The following is a 21,217-nucleotide window of genomic DNA, read 5'->3' as shown; positions in this document are numbered from 1 at the left end:
TGATGTTGGGCCGAGGTTGGCATGCGTAAGTTGTGGGTGCTGTTATTGCTGTTTTTTCCGCTGTGGGCACAGGCGTTTACGGGCGGGGACTTGTTCAAAAAGCCCGACTTTCTGCCTGTCGAACAGGCCTTCATGTTCAGCTCGGAACGCTTGCCGACAGGCGAAACCCGCCTGTACTGGCAAATCGCGGATGGCTATTACCTGTATCAGAAGCGCCTCAAATTCGAAGGGCTTGGCGCCGACCGGCAACCTGTCTTGCCGGCTGGCGAAGACCACAACGACGAATATTTCGGCCAGCAGCAGGTGTATCGCCAAGGTCTGGAACTGGTGATTCCAGCCTCGGCCGGTGGCCAGGTCAAAGTCGGTTGGCAGGGCTGCGCTGACGCCGGCCTGTGCTATCCGCCCCAGAGCCAGATTGTTGACCTGGGCGGTGCCCACCCCACGATCATCGACGGTCAGGCGCAGGATCAGGCGTTGGCCAGCACGCTACAGGAGCGTTCGCTGGTCTGGAGCCTGCTGATCTTCTTCGGTTTGGGCCTGTTGCTGGCGTTCACCCCTTGCTCACTGCCGATGCTGCCGATCCTCGCAGGGGTCGTCGTCGGCAGCGGAGCGCGTCCACGACGAGGTTTCGCTCTGGCCAGCGCCTATGTGCTGAGCATGGCCTTGATCTATGCCGGGCTTGGTGTCGTCGCGGCCTTACTGGGCGGCAATCTGCAATCGACCCTGCAACAACCGTGGCTGCTGGGCAGTTTCGCCGGATTGTTCGTGCTGCTTTCGCTGCCGATGTTCGGTTTCTTCGAGCTGCAACTGCCAACGTTTGTAAGGGATCGTCTCGAAAGCGCCGGACGTCAGCGCCAGGGCGGCAGCCTGTTGAGCGCAAGTATTCTCGGTGCCCTGTCGGGACTGATGGTCGGCCCGTGCATGACCGCTCCGCTGGCAGGCGCGCTGCTTTATATCGCGCAGAGCGGGAACGCACTGCAGGGTGGCCTTGTACTGTTCGCGCTCGGCCTGGGGATCGGCCTTCCCCTGCTGCTGTTGGTGACGGTCGGCAACCGCTTTCTTCCCAAGCCTGGCGCGTGGATGGACATGGTCAAAGGCGTGTTTGGCTTTCTGCTGTTGGGCACCGCGCTGATCATGATCAGACCTTTGTTGGCTGAACCGCTGTGGCTGGCGCTGTTCGGTAGCCTGCTGTTGATCGTGGCGTTCAGCGTCGCACTGCAAACACGGGCAATGAAGCGCGTGGCATTGATTGGCGCGCCAGCCGGACTGATTCTCGGTTTGTGGGGCTCGATGATGCTGATAGGTGCGGCGGGTGGCGCGGACGATCCGTGGCAACCGCTGAAGGTCTACAGCGGCGCACGCTCTGGAACAAGCACCGAGCATTCAGATGCCTTCACCACGATCAAGGACCCCGCCGCGCTGGATCGAGAACTGGCGACCGCACAAGCAGCAGGCCAATGGGTGCTGATCGACTACTACGCTGACTGGTGCGTGTCCTGCAAGATCATGGAAAAAACCGTTTTCGGTAAACCCGACGTGATCCAGGCCTTGAACGGCGTGCGTTTGCTGCGCCTGGATGTCACCGCTGATAGAGACCTCAGCCGCGCGTTGCTGAAACGCTATCAAGTGCCCGGCCCTCCCACACTGCTCTGGCTGGGACCTGACGGCAGCGAACGCCGGGAGCGGCGGATCACAGGCGAAGTCGACGACGCAGGCTTTCTCCGGCAGTGGCAAACGACCCGGGAGCGAGGCTGATGCTGAGCGTTTCGGTCGGTCCGTTCGTGTTGGCGTTGAACCACGTGCTGTTGTTCGTCGCGCTGGCACTGGCCACGCTGGTGGGCTGGCTCAGCGGACGGCGGCGGAAGGTCAATCCCGAGCGGGCGCTGTTTGGTCTGTTCCTGTTGGGGCTGCTGTTCGCCAGACTCGCTTTCGTGCTCGCGTACTGGACGCAATATCAGCCTGCCCCCTTGAGCATCGCTGATATTCGCGACGGCGGATTTCTCATCTGGCCCGGTGTGATTGCGATATTGATCGGCGCCGTGACATACGGCTGGAACCACCCTGCGCAGCGAATGCCCATGGGCTTGGCGGTCGCCAGTGGACTGGTGTTCTGGGGCCTGAGCAATATCGGGCTGAACGCCCGGCAAGACGCCACTCAACTGCCGGACCTGATCCTGCGCAACGCCAACGGCGAGGCCGTTCACCTGCGCGATTATCGGGGCAAGCCACTGGTGATCAACCTCTGGGCAGCATGGTGTCCGCCGTGTCGTCGTGAAATGCCCGTTTTGGCAGCGGCTCAACAGGGCCATCCCGACGTGACGTTCCTGTTTGTGAATCAGGCTGAAAGTCCTCGGGAGGTCGCGACTTTTCTCGCCGGGCAAGGTCTGCATCTGGACAACGTTCTGTTCGACAGCAGCGCAACGCTGGCGCGACAGGTGGGGTCGTCCGGCCTGCCCACAACGCTTTTTTATGCCTCGAACGCTCGTCTGACCGGTAGCCACGTGGGCGAGCTGTCCGACGCCAGCCTGAAGCACGCGCTGAGCACATTCAGTGCCACAGAGGCGCCTTTACCTTCCAGGAGTACTCAATGAGTTTCATGCGTTTTTCCACCCTCGCGGTCGCGAGTTTGCTCGCCATGAACAGCAGCTTGTCACTGGCCGAAGAACTGCCCGAGCCGATCAAGGCACTGCAAGCCAAGGGCGCGACGATCAAAGGCGCATTCGATGCCCCCGGTGGACTCAAGGGTTATGCCGCCGAATACCAGCGTCAAGGCATGGCGCTGTATCTGACACCGGATGGCAAACATGTGCTGGCAGGCAACCTGTTCGATGAGAAGGGCGTGGACCTCAGCGAAGCGCCGCTGCAAAAACTCGTCTACGACCCGATGACCAAGGCCATGTGGAGCCAGATGGAAAACAGCACCTGGATCGCCGACGGTGCCAAGACCGCGCCCAAAGTGATCTACCTGTTCAGCGACGCCAACTGTCCCTACTGCAATATGTTCTGGGAACAGGCGCGCCCTTGGGTCAAATCCGGCAAAGTGCAATTGCGCCACATCATGGTCGGCGTCATTCGCGAAGACAGCGCCGCCAAGGCCGCGACATTGCTGGCCGACGCTAACCCCGAAGTGGCCCTGCAAAAGCATGAGCAGGCCGGCAAGAGCAGCACACTCAAGGCGATGGCAACGATCCCGAAAGATATTCAGGCCAAACTCGACGCCAACATGAAACTCATGGATGACATGGGGCTTTCGGCGACACCGTCGATTTTCTACAAGGACGAGAACGGCCAGGTGCAGCAACAACAGGGCGCGCCAAGGCCGGAGGTGCTGGCAAAGATGATGGGACCCAGATAACGCTGCCGGGCTGTGACGCTGAACTGTGAACCTGAGCTGTGACCCTGAGCTGTGACCTTCTGAGCTGTGACCTTCTGAGCTGTGACCTTCTGACCAATGGCAACCTGGCTCGAAAAGTGGATACTGCATCGGCATGCCAACCATGTAAAAATGTCGATCACCATTTCAAGAGCCAAGTCGGGAGGCTCGTTCAATGCGTTACGCCGAAGATCACAAAGCCCAGACCCATCAGCGCATCCTTCACGAAGCAGCCGCACGCTTTCGTCGTGACGGTATCGGCGCGACCGGTTTGCAGCCACTGATGAAGGCACTGGGCCTGACCCATGGCGGGTTCTATGCCCATTTCAAATCCAAGGATGACCTGGTCGAAAAGGCACTGCGTTGCGCAGTGGACCAACTGACTGAAGCCCAGACTGCTGCCGCGCCTGTGGCTCCGTCGGCTGAAGCATTCATTGAAAATTACCTGTCGGCGGAACATCGCTCGGCCCCTGAAAGTGGCTGCCCGTTGCCGACCATGTCGTCGGAACTGGGCCAGCGTGGCCAGCCGAGCGAAATCACCGACGAGTTGATTCAAAAGATGCTGGCGACACTGGAGGCGGGTCTGCCCGCCGATCAGCAAGACAGCGACAAGTGCGTGATGATCATGTCCAGTCTGGTGGGTGCTATCGTCCTTGCGCGCGGTGCCAAAGATCCACAACTGGCCGAACGCATCCTGAAAACCACCTGCGCACAACTCAAGCAGCAAGTGGCCTCTGCCTGAGTCGCTACCGCCTGAAATGAAAAAGCCCCTGACCTCAGGGGCTTTTCTGCATCAGGGCTGCCAGCGGCGGAACAACACGCTGGCGTTAACGCCACCAAATCCAAATCCGTTCGACAACGCGTAATCGATCTTCATGGGCCGGGCTTCACCCCGGATAAGGTCGATACCCTCTGCCGCTTCGTCCGGGTTCTCCAGATTGAGTGTCATCGGTGCGATCTGATCGCGAATCGCCAGGGCGGTGAAAATCGCCTCGATCCCGCCCGCTGCGCCCAGCAAATGCCCGGTCGCCGATTTGGTCGAGGTCACCGCAACGCCGTTCTGATCACCGAATACCGTTTTGATCGCTGCCATCTCCCCTTTGTCCCCTACCGGGGTGGAGGTGGCATGGGCATTGAGGTGCTGAATGTCCGACGGTTTGATGCCGGCCTGGCGAATAGCAGCCTGCATGGCCCGGCGAGCACCGCTGCCATCCTCCGGTCCGGCCGTGAGGTGGTAGGCATCAGCACTGGTGCCGTAACCCACCAGTTCGACGATGGGGGTCGCGCCTCGCGCCAACGCATGCTCCAGGGTTTCGATCACCACTATTCCGGCGCCCTCTCCCATGACAAAGCCGTCGCGGTCGCGATCAAACGGACGAGAGGCCCGCTCAGGGTTGTCATTGAAGCCACTGGACAACGCCCGGGCGGCCGCAAAACCGCCCAATGACACACGATCGACGCAGGCCTCGGCACCACCGCAAACGGCGATATCCACTTCGCCCGCAAGGATCATGCGGGCGGCGTCACCGATGGCCTGCACCCCGGCGGCACAAGCCGTGACCGGAGCGCCAAGCGGGCCCTTGAAACCATGCTGGATCGACACATGCCCGGCAGCCAGATTGACCAGAAAAGCGGGGACCGTAAACGGTGACAGCTTGCGAGGGCCACGGCTGTCAGTGGTGCGTACCGCTTCGGCGATGGTGACAAACCCACCGATCCCCGAACCAATGACGGTCGCCGTACGCTCACGCTCTTCATCGGTCGACGGCGCCCAACCCGCTTGCGTGATCGCCTGCTGAGCCGCCGCCAGCGCGAACAGAATGAAGCGGTCCATTTTCTTCTGCTCTTTCGGCGGTGCGGCCAAATCCGCATCGAAGCCCGCTTCAGCATCGTCGGCCAACAGCGGCACCAACCCGCCGACCTTCCCAGGCAGATCCGCCACGGTCTCTTCAGGCAACCGCACGATGCCGGAGCGGCCCTGCAACAAACGTTGCCAGACCGCTTCGACGCCAGTACCCAATGGCGTCACCAACCCCATCCCCGTCACTACGATGCGACGTTCGCTCATGCCTTCACCTTTTCACTTTCAGAACGGTCACGGACGCGAATCAAGCGCCAGTGGTCTTGTAACGGTCTGCCGCATGCTTCAAAGAAAGATTTGGCCCCAACGCCAGGCGCGCATTGACGAACGTCTGCCAATCGGCGGCGTTGGGCAGCGACGGGATGGTCACCAGTTCTTTCTGATCGAAACCGCTCAGCGCAGCGTCCACCATCTCGTTGACATCCATCACCATCTCGGCCGGAAAAGCATTGATGTCCAGACCCGAACGCTCCCAGATCTCGGTGCGCGTCGCTCCCGGCATCACCGCCTGAATCTGGACACCTTTCTCGCCAATCTCAGCGTTGAGCGATTGAGTCAGGCTCAACACATAGGCCTTGCTGGCCGCATACACCGCGTTGAAGCGCTCAGGGATCATGGGGACCACCGACGCAATATTGATGATCGCCCCCGCCCCTTTCGCAGCAAAAGCCCCCGCCGCCGCAGAGGACAGGTGGGTCAAGGCTACGATGTTCAACTGGATCAGACGATCCACCTCCCCCAGATTCGCTTGCGACAGCGGCGTGCTCAACGCCACACCCGCGTTGTTCAACAGTAGGGTGATCGATGCATCCTCGCGCAAGCGCTGCTCAAGCCCTGCAACGTCTGTGGCATCCGTCAAATCGGCCTTCAGCACCTCAACCTTGACCGAGGCCTTGGCGCGCAAATCGGACGCGATCGTTTCCAGACGTGCCTGATCGCGAGCAACCAGCAGCAAGTCAAAACCGCGTTTGGCCAGGCGGTCCGCGTATGTGGCGCCGATACCTGACGAGGCGCCAGTGATGAGGGCTGTACCGAGGGTGCTGTTGGTGCTCATGGGGCATTTCTCCGTGGGGATTGAGAGTAGCAACGGGCTGATATTACGCTCGTAATTTTGCGAATTATATGTCGCCCGACATTTTTTATGTCAAGAGCAGAAAACACAGAAGGAACACGCTTGACTGTAGACGTGCAAAAAAAAGACCGATCAGTTGATCGGTCTTTTTCGTGCTCGGCGCTACGTCAATCGAGGGAAAGCTTGTCCCGGTTTTTGTCCAGCAGCGCCTTGCCGATTCCCTTTACCTCAATCAGTTCATCTACGGACGTGAAGGCTCCATTCTCCTCACGATAGGCGACGATCGCCGATGCTTTAGCAGAACCAATGCCCGACAGCTCCTTCTGTAAGGTTTCTGCAGTCGCGTTGTTGATGTTGACCTTGTGCGACGATTCGGGCGATGGGACTTGAACGGAAATGGTTGAGGAAGGCGAAGGCGCGGAGGTTCCCGGCGCGGCATTGACGGCTACAGACGTACTGGCGAACAGGGCGAAGATGAGGGACGAGAGATAGGAAGTGCGCATTGAGTCATGCTCCATGTCATCGTTGGGTTGGAAAGCAGCATTCCTGAGCTGCTTTCCAAACGTAGATGACGAGGAGATCACGTCAACGCGGTGATCGGTTACCGATTATGTAGGACCGCGATCACGCAGTGATACGGGGCAGATCCCGACACAGACATCGCAAGAAACAGCGTAAACAAACATTTCACGAAGGATGAAGCGCCTAGGGCTCACGACGGCGCTGCTGATAAATCCAGTCAACGATGTCACCGTCTGGCGCATATCCGCTCACCGTGTCTCGAAGGATCTGACGAACTTTGTTGTAATCATCCTCATCCAGCGCCTTCAACAATAACGACAGGTTTTGTTTGAAAACATCCCACGACAGGTAGTCTTCTTGAGCGCTCATGATCATCGGGTGACGAGTCTCGGAAACGTTGTCACCGATCAGCAACTCTTCATAGAGTTTTTCACCCGGACGCAGCCCCGTGAACTCGATGGCAATGTCCCCTAGTGGGTTCTTTTCGGAGCGAATGCTCAAACCCGACAAGTGAACCATCTTTTCCGCCAGCTCGATAATCCGCACCGGTTCGCCCATATCGAGCACGAACACGTCGCCACCCTGCCCCATCGAACCCGCCTGAATGACCAGTTGCGCGGCCTCGGGGATGGTCATGAAATACCGGGTGATCTTGGGGTGCGTGACCGTCAACGGTCCGCCCGATTTGATCTGCTGGTGAAACAGCGGAATGACCGAGCCGGACGACCCCAGCACGTTACCGAAACGCACCATAATGAATCGGGTCTTGTTGACCTGATGCACATTGGCGCGGTCACCGAACATGACCGGTGCCGTTTCCCGACTCAGTGCTTGAAGCACCAATTCTGCGAGACGCTTGGTGCTGCCCATGACATTCGTGGGGCGTACGGCCTTGTCGGTGGAAATCAGCACAAAGTTAGCCACCCCCGCCTGTAGGGCCGCTTGCGCCGCATTCAGGGTCCCCACCACGTTATTGAGCACACCCTCCTCGATATTGTGCTCAACCATCGGCACATGCTTATACGCCGCAGCGTGATAAACCGTATCGACCTTCCAGGTTTTCATCAAGTCCAGCAACTTGCCGTGATTGCGCACCGAGCCGAGTATCGGCACAAGCGTGACCTTCAACGACTCGCGCTCGATCCGCCGCTCCAGCTCGGTCAAGATGGAGTAGAGATTGAATTCACTGTGATCGAGCAACAACAACGTCGTGGGTTTGAGCGCGATGATCTGCCGACACAGCTCAGAACCGATCGAACCGCCCGCTCCCGTCACCAACACGCACTGATTCTTGATGCAATGCTCCAACAGCTCATCTTGCGCCGGAACCGCATCGCGCCCTAGCAGATCCGCAATGTCCACTTCCTGAAGATCATCGACTCTCACCCGACCGGTGGCAAGATCGGAAAAATTCGGCACGCTGCGCACGTGCAGCGGAAAACCTTCGAGAAAACCCAGGATCTCCCGGCGACGCGCCCTGGCAGACGAGGGAATCGCCAAGAGAATTTCCTGTGCGCCCGTCACGTCGATCATCTGCTGAATATGCTTGGGTTTATAGACCTGAAGGCCCGAAATCACCCGATTCGAGATGGAGTCATCGTCATCGATAAAGGCGACCGGACGCATCGAGCGGCCCATTCGAAGCGCGGCCACCAGTTGGTTACCTGCGGCTCCTGCGCCATACACCGCCACCTTCGGCAGCCCGTCATCACGGGTGGTGAACGGCACGTGCTGGGCCGCCGAAAACCAGTCCCCGAGAAAATACTGGCGCATCGCAAGGCGCAGGCCACCGATCATCACCAGACTCAACCACCAATAGTTGAACATCACAGATCGGGGCACGACGTGCTGATGGTTACTGTACAGATAGACGACGACGCCCAGAATCAAAGCAGAAAGGCTGACGGCCTTGATAATGGCAATGAGCGCATCATTACCGAAGTAGCGCATGACCGCGCGGTACATACCAATCCGAATGAACAACGGAATCGCGACGATGGGGGCGCTGATGAACAGCCAGGTGTGGATTTGCAACGGATTGATGAGGTCGTCGATTCCAAGACGAACCACGAACGCCATCCACAAGGCGAACCACACCAGACATATGTCGGTGGCGACTTGTATGACACGTTTTCTGCGCCGGGGCAGCCCCAATAACGATGCGCGTAATCTATCCATGCTTCCCTCAAACACGCGTTCAAAACTCCCTCTTATCGACCCTTAAAGCGACTCTTGATTCCTGCTGGCCGCCTAAAACCGATTAGTCGCCCCAACTGACATTCACACGTCATGTCTTTCCAGCTTTCCTGCATTAAAACGTATGGCGAGAATCACAAGCGGGACATATGCAATCCCCACGCCTACAACGCCATCCAGCCCAAAACGGGTAACGCAGATGGCAACAGGCAAAAGCCAACACAGGTTGATTACACCGACTGCGGACGTCACTGGAAGATGCCGACCGAACCTGCGAGAGGCGTATTGGTAAGCATGGCTTCGGTGAGCCTCATAGACCTTGTCGCCTCGAACGAGTCGACGAATGAGGGTAACTGTAGCGTCTACGATGAAAACCCCTAGGAGAATAAGCCATGCCCAGAAGAACTGCGAGGAAATCCATGCAGCCTGAAGCGACAACCCCCCAAGGATGATGCCCAAGAAGCCACTGCCTGCATCCCCCATGAAGATCTTCGCAGGTGGAAAGTTCCAGATAAGAAAGCCTGCAACCGAACTGCCGAGCATCACCAGCAGCCAAACTGGCCCGAAGACTCCGCTCATTGCATACATCAACGCAGCGCCCGCGCAAACGCTGATGGCCTCGACACTGGCAATGCCATCAATGCCATCCATGAAGTTATAAAGATTGAGCAACCAAACGAGATAAAACGCCGCCAGCACATGGCCCGGGACGCCCAGGTCGAGCGATGCGCCCAGCACCGTAATCGCCGGAAACCCTCCCAGCCACAACAACACCCAGCCTGCAGCAAAAAAATGCCCCAACAGGCGCCAACGCGCGGCGATATGACCGTGATCATCCAGAAAACCCAGCGCCGCAATGAACGAGCCTGCGCCAAACAATGCCAGAAATTCGGGAAAGGCAAGAGTCCCAACTCCCAGCGACCCTGCCAGCGCCAGCAGAAAGACGATGACAATCGCTACTCCACCTCCCCGGGGCGTCGGGATCGTGTGTGAACTCCTGTCATTGGGGATATCAAGCAAACTTCTTTGCAACGCATACCGCCGGAGGTAATACGTGAGAACGAATGAAAACCCGACCAACGCTAAAACTAACGACCCATGATTCATTTTTGATCCGATGCTAGAAAGTGCTCTACGGTTTTTCTCAGGCCCTGATCGACGGATACCGGAGGTGACCACTGCAATAGCTCACGACTTTTCGCGATGTCCACGCGCAATGACCCCAATACCCGTTGCGCGGCAGCCCGCCGCCCAAACAACGTAGCCCCTAAATACAGTAAGGATTGCGGGACCGGTACCAACCAGCCCGATGTCGGCATGTGCGCTCTCAGCCCTTGGATCAATCCGGCGGTGGACAAATCATGTCCATCGCTGACCAGAAATATCTGGTTGGTCGCCGCGGGATGATCAATGCATACACGAATGAAGTCCACGAGATTGTCCAGTCCGACCAGGCTGCGCGCATTATTTATGCTGCCTAACGGAAGAGGAATACCTTTGTACACAAGCCGCATGAGATGCAGGAAATTGGCTTTGACTCCCGGCCCGTAAACGAGCACGGGACGAATGATCACGACGTCCATCTCACACTGTTCGGCAAGTGCCAGAAGCCCCTGCTCTGCTTCGTACTTGGAAATGGCGTAAGGATCGGAAGGTTTGGGGTTATCATCTGGGCGAAACGCCACGTCTTTCTCGGTGGACTCTCCGTTCACCTTGACCGAACTGATGAAGATGAAGCGCCGTACACCCGCTTGCGCCGCCTGCCTTGCAAGGTTGAGCGTCCCTGCTGTGTTAACCTCCCGAAAGAGCACAAGCGGGTCAGCAGCAGTATCGCGCATAACATGCACACGAGCGGCAGCGTGAATCACGCAGTCCACGTCCGCCAGGTGAGACTCCCATGGAGTTTGAGCGTCGATATTGCCGACATTCCGGTACTCCACGCCCGGCACGGCAGGGTGCTCACCGCCCCTCGAAACGGCGACGACGCCAGCTTCGGGAAGGCTCGCAAGCGTGCTGACCAACGCACGACCGACCAGCCCGGCGCTTCCTGTCACCAGGACCTTTCTGATCATATTCAATCATTCCGTTAAAACGCACACGAGCCTGGCGCAAGACTGCCCAGGCCCGTGGCTTGCAAACGATTACTTACTGCTAAGCAACGCCTCGATTTCCCTCACCTTCGACGCGACCAGTTCAGCGTTACGTCGACTCTCGACATTCAAACGTAACAACGGCTCAGTGTTTGAACCGCGCAAGTTAAAGCGCCAGTCGGCAAACTCAAGGCTGATGCCATCGGTCTTGTCGATGTGGGAGCACGAAGGCGAATAATGCTCCAGCACCTTGTTCAAGACGGTCTTGACGTCGTCGACTTTATAGTTGATTTCGCCACTGCAAGGGTAAGCGGCCATACGCTCATCCACTAGTTGGGAGAACGACTTGCCGGACACCGACATCAACGCGGTTACCAAAAGCCAAGGGATCATGCCACTGTCACAGTAGGCAAAATCACGGAAGTAATGGTGAGCACTCATCTCGCCGCCGTACACCGCATCTTCTTTGCGCATACGCTCTTTAATGAATGCGTGTCCGGTTTTGCACAATACCGGCGTACCGCCTGCCAGTTTGACTTGGTCGATCGTGTTCCAGGTCAGGCGCGGATCATGGATGATCCTTGAGCCCGGATGCTGCTTGAGAAGCATCTCGGCCAAAAGACCGACCAGATAATAGCCTTCGACAAACCGGCCCTTTTCATCAAAAAAGAAACAACGGTCAAAGTCGCCATCCCACGCCAGCCCCAGATCACAACCATGTTTGATTAGCGCATCCCGAGTGATGTTGCGATTTTCGGGCAACAGGGGGTTCGGAACACCATTAGGGAAGTTGCCATCAGGCACAGCATTAATTATGACCCATTCAAACGGCAGTCGCGATCTGATCGTATCCAAGGCAGGGCCGACAGCACCGTTTCCGGGATCGGCCAGAATTTTCAAAGGACGGAGGTCAGCATCTTTGACGTACCCCAGCAAGTGCTCGATGTACGCCGACTTGTCCGGAGCGTGCGTGACACCACCCTTCTGCGCAGCAACGCTGCCGAAATTCCCCGCATCGACGCGCTGCCTGATGGCATCCAACCCGGTGTCTCCACTGATCGGACGCGACTCGCGCTGAACCAGCTTCATGCCGTTATACCCTTTAGGGTTATGACTGGCGGTAACCATCACCCCACCGTCGGCGACATAGTGACTGGTGGCGAAATAAACTTCTTCGGTGCCACACAAGCCGATGTCGATGACATCGGCACCAGCATCCTGAATACCTCTGGTCAGCGCTAGAGCCAACGAAGGACTTTCAAGACGCATGTCCCGACCGACCACGATATTTTTGGCGCTCAGTTCAACAACCATCGCCCGACCAATGCGGTACGCGATGTCGGCATCCAGATCATTGGGGACCTGGCCACGGATATCGTAAGCCTTGAAGCAGCGTGTCTGAATAGCGGGATAGACGGAATTCATGTGTAAAAACCTATGCGACAAAAGAAGCCCATCGGCTTCTTGGCTCAGTATAAAACGGCCCGATCCTCAGGCCGCGCGCACCCTCGCTCAATGCTGAGGCGAGGGGTTAGGCACTTAAAACGAAGATTTGTTATCCACGCGACCATAAATTTCTTTGTAGCTGAGCGGAAGGAGATCCCTTTACCCTTGAATCACAGGGGCTGGATGATAGCAAAAAGGTAGTTCAATCTCTCAGCCGCCCGTTGAAATAGAGCGCTGCGGACTTTATCGCAAGACGACGGATTCATCCCGACTACCGAATCACAACCTGCCTGGATCGGGATGCATATTGCCGCTGCAGAACCTGTTCAAGCTTCTTCTTCGCCAGATCCTGCCCATGAACCAGGCGAATCTCGGAGGGCCAATCACTCATCCCCGTCACAAAGTCCACCAGTTCCCTCTGATCCGCGTGAGCGGAGTACCCGCCAAGAGATTCAACGCCAGCCTTGATTGCATAGCGCTCTTTATCGAGCGTCACGTAACCACCCACCGGGCCATGTTTCTGGATGGCAGCACCCGGAGTGCCTTTGGCCTGATACCCCACGAACACGACATTGTGTCGAGAATCCCCCAGCATGGCTTTCAGGTAATTGACGATGCGCCCACCTGCACACATGCCGTGACCTGCGATGACAATTGCGGGACGTCCCGTGCTTGCCAGGTAATTGACCGTCTGCAAATGCCTGGCGTGGGTATCGATCGTGATCAGTTGCTTGAAGCCCAAAGGTCTGCGCCCTTCCTTCAGTCGCTCGGTCGCCTCGTCGTCCCAAATGTCATCGAATGATCGATAGACCTGAGTCAAAAGCTCGGCCAGCGGCGAGTCCAGCAATACTGGTAGCTGCGGCCAGTTAACAGGAAGAGCTGCGTCACGTCCCTCATCAATCGCACAAGACAGCGACTTGCGATGGAGAATGTCTTCGATCTCGTACAACAACTCCTGGGCCCGGCCGATGCTGAATGCAGGAATGAGCACCGTGCCATGGTCAGCCAGGGCCTTATCGATGACCGCTTCAAGACGCGCCTGTCGCGTAGCGCGATCTTCATGCAACCGGTCCCCGTACGTACTTTCCAATACTAGAAGATCGGCTTTTTCGGGAGATTTTGGTTCAGGAAGAATGGGCACATGGGACGAGCCCAGGTCGCCGGAAAACACGATCCGCTGATTTTTTTGCGCTTGCGGATAGCCAACATCGCACTCGACATAAGCAGAACCCAGCACATGGCCAGCACGCTGCAAACGAATTCGACAGGAAGCTGTCGGCGTATCGAGCACACCCAGCCATGCGTCAAATGGAGCCGCGATGATTCTCTGCTGCACCTGCTTGAGGCATCGTTCGATCTGATGCTCATCGTACCCCGGCCCGACGCGGAGTGAGTCTTCAAGCATCAACGGCAACAGTTGGGCCGACGGCTCGCTGCACAGGATCGGCCCCTTGAACCCGGCCGATAGCAACTCAGGAATACGCCCGATGTGATCGGCATGGACGTGAGTAACGATCAACAACTTGAGATGGGAAACTTCAAAATCAATGCTGGAGGCTGTTTCGCCGAAACGCGCCATCAGCTCAGCTTCATCGCCCTGAAACAGTCCGCAGTCAACTAGAAGACCGAAGCCAGCGTCGACCCGCAGTTCGTGGCAAGACCCTGTTACACCCTCTCCAGCGCCGTGATGGATGATTTCTGGGTATTTCATGAGGCTCCCTCTCGCTTCACTACCTTGGAAAGCGGAGCAGCTTAACGGGACTGAACACCTTCTTCAGTCGTTAAGTTTTTCGAGAGTTTTCGGAAATACTCAGGAACACTTCCCTCAGGACACGAGAGGGAATTCGTGCCTTGAGAGCAGCTTGATCATGCGAAACGAGACGGTTTGGGCTTTTTGCGAAAGCGGGTCATCCAGGCCAGAACCGGTCCGATCGACATACCCACCAACAACGCCAGAATCACTGGCACCGCAACCGAAAGCTCAGGAGCAGACCAGCCAAAAAACACCAACGCCACAGGCTGCTGATTTTCCAGCATGAAGACCACCGTTGCCGCAACGATCAGCACGACAACGACGAAGAAAATCAGGCGTTTGAGATTTCGCATTCAGCGCTCCTTCAGAAAATCATTGGAGCCCGTGCTCCTCCTCTTCGTTCACTCGATCGCGCAGTTCTTTTCCGGGCTTGAAGTGAGGAACGAATTTTCCGTCGAGACTGACGGATTGACCGGTTTTTGGATTACGACCCACGCGTGGCGCGCGGTAGTGCAGCGAAAAGCTGCCAAAGCCCCGTATTTCAATACGGTCGCCTGTTGCGAGGCATTGCGACATCTGTTCAAGCATGGTCTTGATGGCCAGCTCCACATCCTTTGATGAGAGCAGTCCTTGATGGGTGACAATTCGTTCGATCAACTCCGACTTCGTCATATTTTTCCCTTCTTTTTCAAGCAGCTAGGTTAAGCGCTTTGAAGGTTTTAGCACGATCGAAAGTATTTGAACAGCCCGCACATGCACATATGTGAACCAAGAGTCCAGGCAGTAGGCCATTATTTTTTACAACCCTTGTCCACCGGGCCTTGTGGCGACTGAAAGACTCCCTCCAAGCTTGCGGAAAAACCAGCGCCCACAAAAAAGGGCGACCGAAGTCGCCCTTTTCAATGGTCAGACAGAACTCAGTTCTGCTTTTCCATTTGAGCACGCAGCAGGTCGCCCAGAGTGGTAGGACCTGTGTTCTCAGCGGTGTCAGGCTTGCTACGCAGGCTCTGAATCGCTTCTTTCTCGTCTTCAACGTCTTTCGACTTGATGGACAAGCTGATTACGCGGCTCTTACGGTCAACGCTGATGATCTTCGCTTCGATCTCTTCGCCTTCTTTCAGAACGTTACGCGCGTCTTCAACGCGGTCACGGCTGATTTCGGAAGCTTTCAGAGTCGCTTCGATGTCGTCTGCCAGCGTGATGATGGCGCCTTTGGCGTCAACTTCTTTAACGGTACCGCGAACGATAGCGCCTTTGTCATTGACAGTGACGTACTCGGAGAACGGATCGCTTTCCAGTTGCTTGATACCCAGCGAGATGCGCTCACGCTCTGGGTCAACCGACAGGATTACAGTGTCCAGCTCGTCGCCTTTCTTGAAGCGACGCACGGCTTCTTCGCCGACTTCGTTCCAGGAGATGTCCGACAGGTGAACCAGACCGTCGATGCCGCCGTCCAGACCAATGAAGATACCGAAATCGGTGATCGACTTAATGGTGCCGGAGATCTTGTCGCCCTTGTTGAACTGGCCAGAAAAGTCTTCCCATGGGTTCGACTTGCACTGTTTGATGCCCAAGGAGATACGACGACGCTCTTCGTCGATGTCCAGAACCATGACTTCCACTTCATCGCCAACCTGAACGACTTTCGATGGGTGGATGTTCTTGTTGGTCCAGTCCATTTCGGAAACGTGCACCAGACCTTCAACGCCTTCTTCCAGCTCAGCGAAGCAGCCGTAGTCGGTCAGGTTGGTAACGCGTGCAGTCACGCGAGTACCTTCTGGGTAACGTGCCTTGATAGCAACCCATGGGTCTTCGCCCAGTTGCTTCAGACCCAGGGAAACACGATTGCGCTCGCGATCGTACTTCAGAACCTTGACGTCGATTTCGTCACCAACGTTGACGATCTCGGAAGGATGCTTGATGCGCTTCCAGGCCATGTCGGTGATGTGCAGCAGGCCGTCTACGCCGCCCAGGTCCACGAATGCACCGTAGTCGGTGAGGTTCTTGACGATACCTTTGACTTGTTGGCCTTCCTGCAGGGATTCCAGCAGAGCTTCGCGCTCGGCGCTGTTCTCGGCTTCCAGGACGCTGCGACGGGAAACGACAACGTTGTTGCGCTTCTGGTCCAGTTTGATGACCTTGAATTCCAGCTCTTTGCCTTCCAGGTGCGTGGTGTCGCGCACTGGACGGACGTCAACCAGAGAACCTGGCAGGAACGCACGGATGCCGTTAACGTCGACAGTGAAGCCGCCTTTAACCTTACCGTTGATAACGCCCTTAACCACTTCTTCGGCTGCGAAGGCTGCTTCCAGAACGATCCAGCACTCGGCGCGCTTGGCTTTTTCGCGGGACAGTTTGGTTTCGCCAAAGCCGTCTTCGACCGCGTCCAGCGCAACGTGAACTTCGTCACCGACCTTGATGGTCAGCTCGCCAGCGTCGTTGTAGAACTGCTCGAGCGGGATGACGCCCTCGGACTTCAGGCCAGCGTGTACGGTAACCCAGTCGCCGTCGATGTCGACAACGATACCGGTGATGATGGCACCCGGCTGAAGATTGAGGGTTTTCAGGCTTTCTTCAAAGAGTTCTGCAAAGCTTTCGCTCATTTTAATTCCTGTTGATAAAGGCGAAGAATCCGCCTATCTGCCACGCTCCAGACAACGTGGGTTTCGTTCATATGAAAGAAAGCCTGCGGGACTTGGACTGGGTCTCCCACATGGCTTTCAGATCACCCAGCGAGATCGCGCAGTGCGACTTCACTCAGGATGCGTTCCAGCACCTGCTCGATGGACAATTCGGTGGAATCCAGCTGGATGGCGTCTTGCGCCGGTTTGAGCGGGGCTACCGCTCGCTGGGTGTCGCGTTCATCACGGACACGTATCTCATCTAGCAGACTCGACAGACTAACATCGTCACCCTTGGCCTTCAACTGCAAATATCGGCGACGCGCACGCTCTTCGGCGCTGGCGGTCAGAAAGATCTTCAACGGCGCGGATGGAAACACCACCGTTCCCATGTCACGGCCGTCGGCGATCAAGCCGGGAAACTCCTGAAACGCCCGCTGACGCTGCAACAGCGCTTCGCGCACGGCAGGCAACGAGGCGACTTGCGATGCGCCGCTGCCGATCCGCTCATTGCGGATGGCCATGGTCACTTCCTCGCCTTCGAGAATGATGCGCTGGCCGTGATCATCGGTTGCGGCTTCGAATTGCACATCCAGATGCGCGGCCAACAGCTTCAACGATTCTTCGTTGGTCAGGTCGACCCCATGATTACCCGCCGCGAATGCCAGCAGACGGTACAGCGCGCCGGAATCCAGCAGGCACCACCCCAGACGCTTGGCCAGCAAACCGGCTACCGTCCCCTTCCCGGAACCGCTTGGTCCGTCGATCGTAATGACCGGAGCTTGAACTTTCACGATTGCCCCTCTTGCGCTACACGAATACCCACCTGGCTGCACAGCGCCAGGAAATTGGGGAAAGAAGTCGCCACGTTGGCGCAGTCCCGAATGCGAATCGGGGCCGCCGCACGCAGCGACGCGATACTGAAAGCCATGGCAATGCGATGATCGCCGTGACCGTTGACTTCACCACCGCCGAGATTTCCGCCCTCAATAATGAGGCCATCAGCGGTCGGTTCAACCTTGATACCCAGGGTTGTCAGACCATCGGCCATGACCTGGATACGGTCGGACTCCTTGACCCGCAGCTCTTGCGCCCCACGCAGCACTGTCCGCCCTTCGGCGCACGCCGCAGCCACGAACAACACCGGGAACTCGTCTATGGCCAACGGCACCAGCGCCTCCGGGATGACGATGCCTTTAAGCTTCGCGTGACGAACACGCAAGTCTGCCACCGGCTCGCCTCCCACTTCGCGCAGGTTCTGCACCGAAATGTCCGCGCCCATCAAGCGCAGGATGTCGATCACCCCTGTGCGCGTCGGATTGACACCCACGTGCTCCAGCAACAGGTCCGAACCTTCGGCAATGGACGCGGCAACCAGAAAGAACGCCGCCGACGAGATGTCCGCCGGGACTTCGATGCGAGTGGCCTTCAATACACCTCCCGACTCAACCGACGCTGTCGCACCGTTGCCGGACACCGGATAACCAAACCCCCGCAGCATACGCTCGGTGTGATCGCGAGTCGGCGCAAGCTCGGTCACCGTCGTCGCACCGTGAGCATACATTCCCGCCAGCAGCAGACAGGATTTCACCTGAGCGCTGGCCACCGGCATGACATAACTGATGCCATGTAGCGGCTTGCCGCCGCGAATGGTGAGCGGCGGTCGACCGTCAGCGGCCGTTTCGATGACCGCGCCCATTTCCCGAAGCGGTTCGGCGACTCGCCCCATCGGGCGTTTTGACAGCGACGCATCCCCCGTCAGGACACTGTCGAAGCGCTGCGCCGCCAGCAAACCGGCCAGCAAACGCATGGAGGTCCCGGAGTTGCCGAGGTAAATCGGCCCAGGCGCAGGCTTCAACCCGTTAATGCCCACACCGTGAATGGTCAGACGGCCATGATGCGGGCCTTCAATGACCACGCCCATGTCACGAAACGCCTGCAAGGTCGCCAGCGCGTCTTCGCCTTCCAAAAAGCCTTCGACTTCGGTCGTGCCTTCTGCCAGTGAGCCCAGCATGATTGCCCGGTGCGAAATGGACTTGTCGCCGGGCACGCGAATCTGCCCGCCAACTCGGCCACCCGGCTGGGCAACAAACGTCAAATCGTCCGTCGCGGCCTTTTCGACGTAAGCGCGGCGGGCAAGGATTTTGCCGAAATGCTCACGGGCCACCCGTGCACGAGTGAAGACGCCCAGCAATTGGTGACCATCCCCCGCATCGACAGCGTCACGCAACGCATCAAGATCACTGCGGAACGTATCAAGGGTGCGCAACACCGCTTCGCGGTTGGCGAGGAAGATGTCGTGCCACATCACCGGGTCACTGCCTGCGATACGAGTGAAATCCCGGAAACCACCCGCTGCATAGCGGAAGATGTCCAGGTTTTCGTTGCGCTTGGCCAGCGAATCCACAAGACCGAATGCCAGCAAGTGCGGTAAATGGCTGGTCGCCGCCAGCACCTCGTCATGACGTTCGACCTCCATGTGTTCAACGTCAGCCCCCAACGCCGACCACATGCGATCAACCACTACCAGCGCATTCGGATCAGTCTCCGGCAACGGCGTGAGGATGACCTTATGGCGACGGAACAACTGAGCGTTGGACGCCTCGACGCCGCTTTGCTCGGAACCGGCAATGGGATGCCCGGGCACGAAGCGCGCAGGCATCGCACCGAAGACGTCCCGCGCGGCGCGCACAACGTTGCCTTTGGCGCTGCCCACGTCGGTCAGCACGGCATCACCGAGGTCGAGCTTCGCAAGCACGCCCAGCAGTTTTTCCATGGCCAGAATCGGCACGGCCAACTGAATGACGTCAGCACCGATGCAGGCTGCAGCAAGGTCTTCTTCACAACGGTCGACGACACCCAGTTCGACGGCCAGCTTGCGCGATTGCGGGTCGAGATCGACACCGATCACTTCACGACACAGGCCGCTTTCTTTCAAACCTTTGGCGAACGAGCCTCCGATCAAACCGAGACCGACCACCACCAGGCGGCCGATCATAGGCGCAACGGGTTGCACTGCTGTGACATCAACCACGCGCCAGAACCTTGCTCAAGGCTTCGAGGAAGCGAGTGTTTTCCGCAGGCAAGCCAATGCTGACACGCAGGTGACGAGGCATGCCGTAACCACCGACCGGGCGCACGATCACACCTTCGCGCAACAAGGCCTCGTAAACCGGTGCGGCGTCACCTCCGACGTCGACCGCGATGAAGTTGGCCTTCGACGGAATCCAGCTCAGCCCGAACGCACGCAAACCCTCTTCCAGTTGCTGCATGCCCGCTTCATTCAGACGGCGGCTCTCAGCCACGTAATCGGTATCGCTCAGCGCGGCGCACGCGGCTGCCAGTGCGAGGCTGTTGACGTTGAATGGCTGGCGCACGCGGTTCAGGACATCGGCCACCACAGGCGACGACAGCGCATACCCCACACGCAACGACGCCAGGCCGTAGGCCTTGGAGAACGTGCGCGAGACCAGCAGGTTCGGGTAATCGGCGAGGAAATTCAGACCATCTGGCAGCTCGACGCCTTCGGCGTACTCGATGTAAGCCTCGTCCAGCACGACCAGCACGTCTTTCGGCACATCGGCGAGGAAATCAGCCAGTGCCTGTGGGCCGAACCAGGTACCGGTCGGGTTGTTCGGGTTGGCGATGAATACCACACGGGTATTGCTGTCGATGGCCGCCAGCATCGCGGGCAGGTCATGCCCCCAATCCTTCGCTTTGGCCACTCGCGCATTGGCGCCAACGGCTTGAGTGACGATCGGGTAAATGGCGAACGCGTGCTCGCTAAAAACGGCATTCAGCCCCGGCGCCAGGTAGGCCCGAGCGACGATCTCCAAAATATCGTTGGAGCCGTTGCCCAGCGTCACCTGACTGGCTTGCACGCCACACCGCTCGGCCAGCGCCTGCTTGAGGTCGAAGCCATTGCCGTCGGGGTAGCGCGTCAGCTCAGCCAAGGCATCGCGAATGGCTTGCAAGGCCTTGGGGCTTGCGCCCATCGGGTTTTCGTTGCTAGCCAGTTTGATGATGTTCGCTGGGTCGATATTCAGCTCACGCGCCAATTCGTCCACGGGTTTGCCGGGAACGTAAGGCGAAAGTTTTTGCACGCCAGGCTGCGCCAGTGCGAGGAAGTCGCCGCTCATTTACCGCTTTACCTCTTATCAAACATGAAGTAGGCCACTCATCTAATTGCCGCCGCAAACCCTGTGGGAGCGAATTTATTCGCGAAAGCGTCGGATCAGGCGGCAAATCTCTGTCGACTAAAAGAACGCCTTCACGAATAAATT

Annotated in this window: 18 protein-coding genes; 4 read left to right on the top strand and 14 right to left on the bottom strand. The window is 57.8% G+C overall.

Annotated features, from left to right (window positions below):
• Positions 1-21: 21 nt before the first annotated feature.
• The 4 genes from dsbD to ACI5GA_RS23365 all read left to right on the top strand — a co-directional run bounded on the left by dsbD (position 22) and on the right by ACI5GA_RS23365 (position 4,115).
• Positions 22-1,755 carry a protein-disulfide reductase DsbD gene (dsbD, locus tag ACI5GA_RS23380; protein ID WP_421424419.1) on the top strand — a complete coding sequence of 578 codons (1,734 nt, stop codon included), beginning with the start codon at positions 22-24 and terminating at the stop codon, positions 1,753-1,755.
• Positions 1,755-2,591 (top strand): TlpA family protein disulfide reductase, encoded by an 837-nt coding sequence (locus ACI5GA_RS23375; protein ID WP_404640026.1) that lies wholly within the window; start codon positions 1,755-1,757, stop codon positions 2,589-2,591. The genes dsbD and ACI5GA_RS23375 overlap by 1 nt, the downstream gene beginning before the upstream one ends.
• A 5-nt stretch (positions 2,592-2,596) precedes the next feature.
• Positions 2,597-3,355, top strand: coding sequence for a thiol:disulfide interchange protein DsbG (dsbG, locus tag ACI5GA_RS23370; RefSeq protein ID WP_404640124.1), 759 nt, complete (start codon positions 2,597-2,599; stop codon positions 3,353-3,355).
• A 193-nt stretch (positions 3,356-3,548) separates the two neighbouring features.
• Positions 3,549-4,115, top strand: a complete 567-nt coding sequence (locus ACI5GA_RS23365) for a TetR/AcrR family transcriptional regulator (RefSeq protein WP_404640024.1) — start codon at positions 3,549-3,551, stop codon at positions 4,113-4,115.
• Between the two features lie 51 nt (positions 4,116-4,166).
• On the opposite strand, the gene fabF is transcribed toward ACI5GA_RS23365, so the two are convergent.
• The 14 genes from fabF to hisC form a co-directional block, all read right to left on the bottom strand.
• Entirely contained in the window at positions 4,167-5,441 is a 1,275-nt protein-coding gene (gene fabF, locus ACI5GA_RS23360) for a beta-ketoacyl-ACP synthase II (protein WP_404640022.1), read from the bottom strand.
• Positions 5,442-5,481: 40 nt separating this feature from the next.
• Positions 5,482-6,288 carry an SDR family NAD(P)-dependent oxidoreductase gene (locus tag ACI5GA_RS23355; RefSeq protein WP_421424417.1) on the bottom strand — a complete coding sequence of 269 codons (807 nt, stop codon included), beginning with the start codon at positions 6,286-6,288 and terminating at the stop codon, positions 5,482-5,484.
• Between the two features lie 185 nt (positions 6,289-6,473).
• Positions 6,474-6,809 carry a ComEA family DNA-binding protein gene (locus ACI5GA_RS23350; protein ID WP_404640018.1) on the bottom strand — a complete coding sequence of 112 codons (336 nt, stop codon included), beginning with the start codon at positions 6,807-6,809 and terminating at the stop codon, positions 6,474-6,476.
• Positions 6,810-7,011: 202 nt separating this feature from the next.
• On the bottom strand, positions 7,012-9,006 hold the full coding sequence (locus tag ACI5GA_RS23345; protein ID WP_421424416.1) for a polysaccharide biosynthesis protein: 1,995 nt from the start codon (positions 9,004-9,006) through the stop codon (positions 7,012-7,014).
• Positions 9,007-9,108: 102 nt separating this feature from the next.
• Entirely contained in the window at positions 9,109-10,131 is a 1,023-nt protein-coding gene (locus ACI5GA_RS23340; RefSeq protein ID WP_404640014.1) for an MraY family glycosyltransferase, read from the bottom strand.
• Positions 10,128-11,096 (bottom strand): UDP-glucose 4-epimerase family protein, encoded by a 969-nt coding sequence (locus tag ACI5GA_RS23335; protein WP_421424414.1) that lies wholly within the window; start codon positions 11,094-11,096, stop codon positions 10,128-10,130. The genes ACI5GA_RS23340 and ACI5GA_RS23335 overlap by 4 nt, the downstream gene beginning before the upstream one ends.
• Positions 11,097-11,165: 69 nt before the next feature.
• Positions 11,166-12,539: a phosphomannomutase gene (locus ACI5GA_RS23330; RefSeq protein ID WP_404640010.1), complete on the bottom strand. Its 1,374-nt coding sequence runs from the start codon at positions 12,537-12,539 to the stop codon at positions 11,166-11,168.
• A gap of 292 nt (positions 12,540-12,831) precedes the next feature.
• A complete protein-coding gene (locus tag ACI5GA_RS23325; protein WP_421424412.1) occupies positions 12,832-14,271 on the bottom strand; it encodes an MBL fold metallo-hydrolase in 1,440 nt (479 codons plus the stop codon).
• A 155-nt stretch (positions 14,272-14,426) separates the two neighbouring features.
• Positions 14,427-14,666, bottom strand: coding sequence for a lipopolysaccharide assembly protein LapA domain-containing protein (locus tag ACI5GA_RS23320; RefSeq protein WP_404640006.1), 240 nt, complete (start codon positions 14,664-14,666; stop codon positions 14,427-14,429).
• Positions 14,667-14,685: 19 nt separating this feature from the next.
• Positions 14,686-14,985 (bottom strand): integration host factor subunit beta, encoded by a 300-nt coding sequence (ihfB, locus tag ACI5GA_RS23315; protein WP_108237235.1) that lies wholly within the window; start codon positions 14,983-14,985, stop codon positions 14,686-14,688.
• Positions 14,986-15,230: 245 nt separating this feature from the next.
• A complete protein-coding gene (gene rpsA / locus ACI5GA_RS23310) occupies positions 15,231-16,916 on the bottom strand; it encodes a 30S ribosomal protein S1 (protein ID WP_093460660.1) in 1,686 nt (561 codons plus the stop codon).
• Positions 16,917-17,038: 122 nt separating this feature from the next.
• Positions 17,039-17,728, bottom strand: coding sequence for a (d)CMP kinase (cmk, locus tag ACI5GA_RS23305; RefSeq protein ID WP_404638681.1), 690 nt, complete (start codon positions 17,726-17,728; stop codon positions 17,039-17,041).
• Positions 17,725-19,932, bottom strand: coding sequence for a bifunctional prephenate dehydrogenase/3-phosphoshikimate 1-carboxyvinyltransferase (locus ACI5GA_RS23300; protein WP_421425524.1), 2,208 nt, complete (start codon positions 19,930-19,932; stop codon positions 17,725-17,727). Before ACI5GA_RS23300 ends, cmk begins: the two co-directional genes overlap by 4 nt.
• Before the next feature lie 28 nt (positions 19,933-19,960).
• Entirely contained in the window at positions 19,961-21,073 is a 1,113-nt protein-coding gene (gene hisC, locus ACI5GA_RS23295; RefSeq protein ID WP_421424409.1) for a histidinol-phosphate transaminase, read from the bottom strand.
• Between the last annotated feature and the right edge of the window lie 144 nt (positions 21,074-21,217).

The organism is Pseudomonas sp. Pseu.R1 (assembly GCF_045764065.1).
Classification (GTDB): Bacteria; Pseudomonadota; Gammaproteobacteria; order Pseudomonadales; family Pseudomonadaceae; genus Aquipseudomonas.
This window is presented reverse-complemented; position numbering and strand designations above follow the sequence as displayed.

Bases quoted from the DNA above. Each gene is read 5' to 3' on its own strand.
- ACI5GA_RS23335 (WP_421424414.1), bottom strand. From the start codon at position 11,096: ATGATCAGAAAGGTCCTGGTGACAGGAAGCGCCGGGCTGGTCGGTCGT.
- ACI5GA_RS23330 (WP_404640010.1), bottom strand. From the start codon at position 12,539: ATGAATTCCGTCTATCCCGCTATTCAGACACGCTGCTTCAAGGCTTAC.
- ACI5GA_RS23350 (WP_404640018.1), bottom strand. From the start codon at position 6,809: ATGCGCACTTCCTATCTCTCGTCCCTCATCTTCGCCCTGTTCGCCAGT.
- ACI5GA_RS23375 (WP_404640026.1), top strand. From the start codon at position 1,755: ATGCTGAGCGTTTCGGTCGGTCCGTTCGTGTTGGCGTTGAACCACGTG.
- hisC (WP_421424409.1), bottom strand. From the start codon at position 21,073: ATGAGCGGCGACTTCCTCGCACTGGCGCAGCCTGGCGTGCAAAAACTT.
- dsbG (WP_404640124.1), top strand. From the start codon at position 2,597: ATGCGTTTTTCCACCCTCGCGGTCGCGAGTTTGCTCGCCATGAACAGC.
- ACI5GA_RS23365 (WP_404640024.1), top strand. From the start codon at position 3,549: ATGCGTTACGCCGAAGATCACAAAGCCCAGACCCATCAGCGCATCCTT.
- dsbD (WP_421424419.1), top strand. From the start codon at position 22: ATGCGTAAGTTGTGGGTGCTGTTATTGCTGTTTTTTCCGCTGTGGGCA.
- fabF (WP_404640022.1), bottom strand. From the start codon at position 5,441: ATGAGCGAACGTCGCATCGTAGTGACGGGGATGGGGTTGGTGACGCCA.
- ACI5GA_RS23325 (WP_421424412.1), bottom strand. From the start codon at position 14,271: ATGAAATACCCAGAAATCATCCATCACGGCGCTGGAGAGGGTGTAACA.
- ACI5GA_RS23300 (WP_421425524.1), bottom strand. From the start codon at position 19,932: ATGATCGGCCGCCTGGTGGTGGTCGGTCTCGGTTTGATCGGAGGCTCG.
- ACI5GA_RS23340 (WP_404640014.1), bottom strand. From the start codon at position 10,131: ATGAATCATGGGTCGTTAGTTTTAGCGTTGGTCGGGTTTTCATTCGTT.
- ACI5GA_RS23345 (WP_421424416.1), bottom strand. From the start codon at position 9,006: ATGGATAGATTACGCGCATCGTTATTGGGGCTGCCCCGGCGCAGAAAA.
- ACI5GA_RS23355 (WP_421424417.1), bottom strand. From the start codon at position 6,288: ATGAGCACCAACAGCACCCTCGGTACAGCCCTCATCACTGGCGCCTCG.
- rpsA (WP_093460660.1), bottom strand. From the start codon at position 16,916: ATGAGCGAAAGCTTTGCAGAACTCTTTGAAGAAAGCCTGAAAACCCTC.
- ihfB (WP_108237235.1), bottom strand. From the start codon at position 14,985: ATGACGAAGTCGGAGTTGATCGAACGAATTGTCACCCATCAAGGACTG.
- ACI5GA_RS23320 (WP_404640006.1), bottom strand. From the start codon at position 14,666: ATGCGAAATCTCAAACGCCTGATTTTCTTCGTCGTTGTCGTGCTGATC.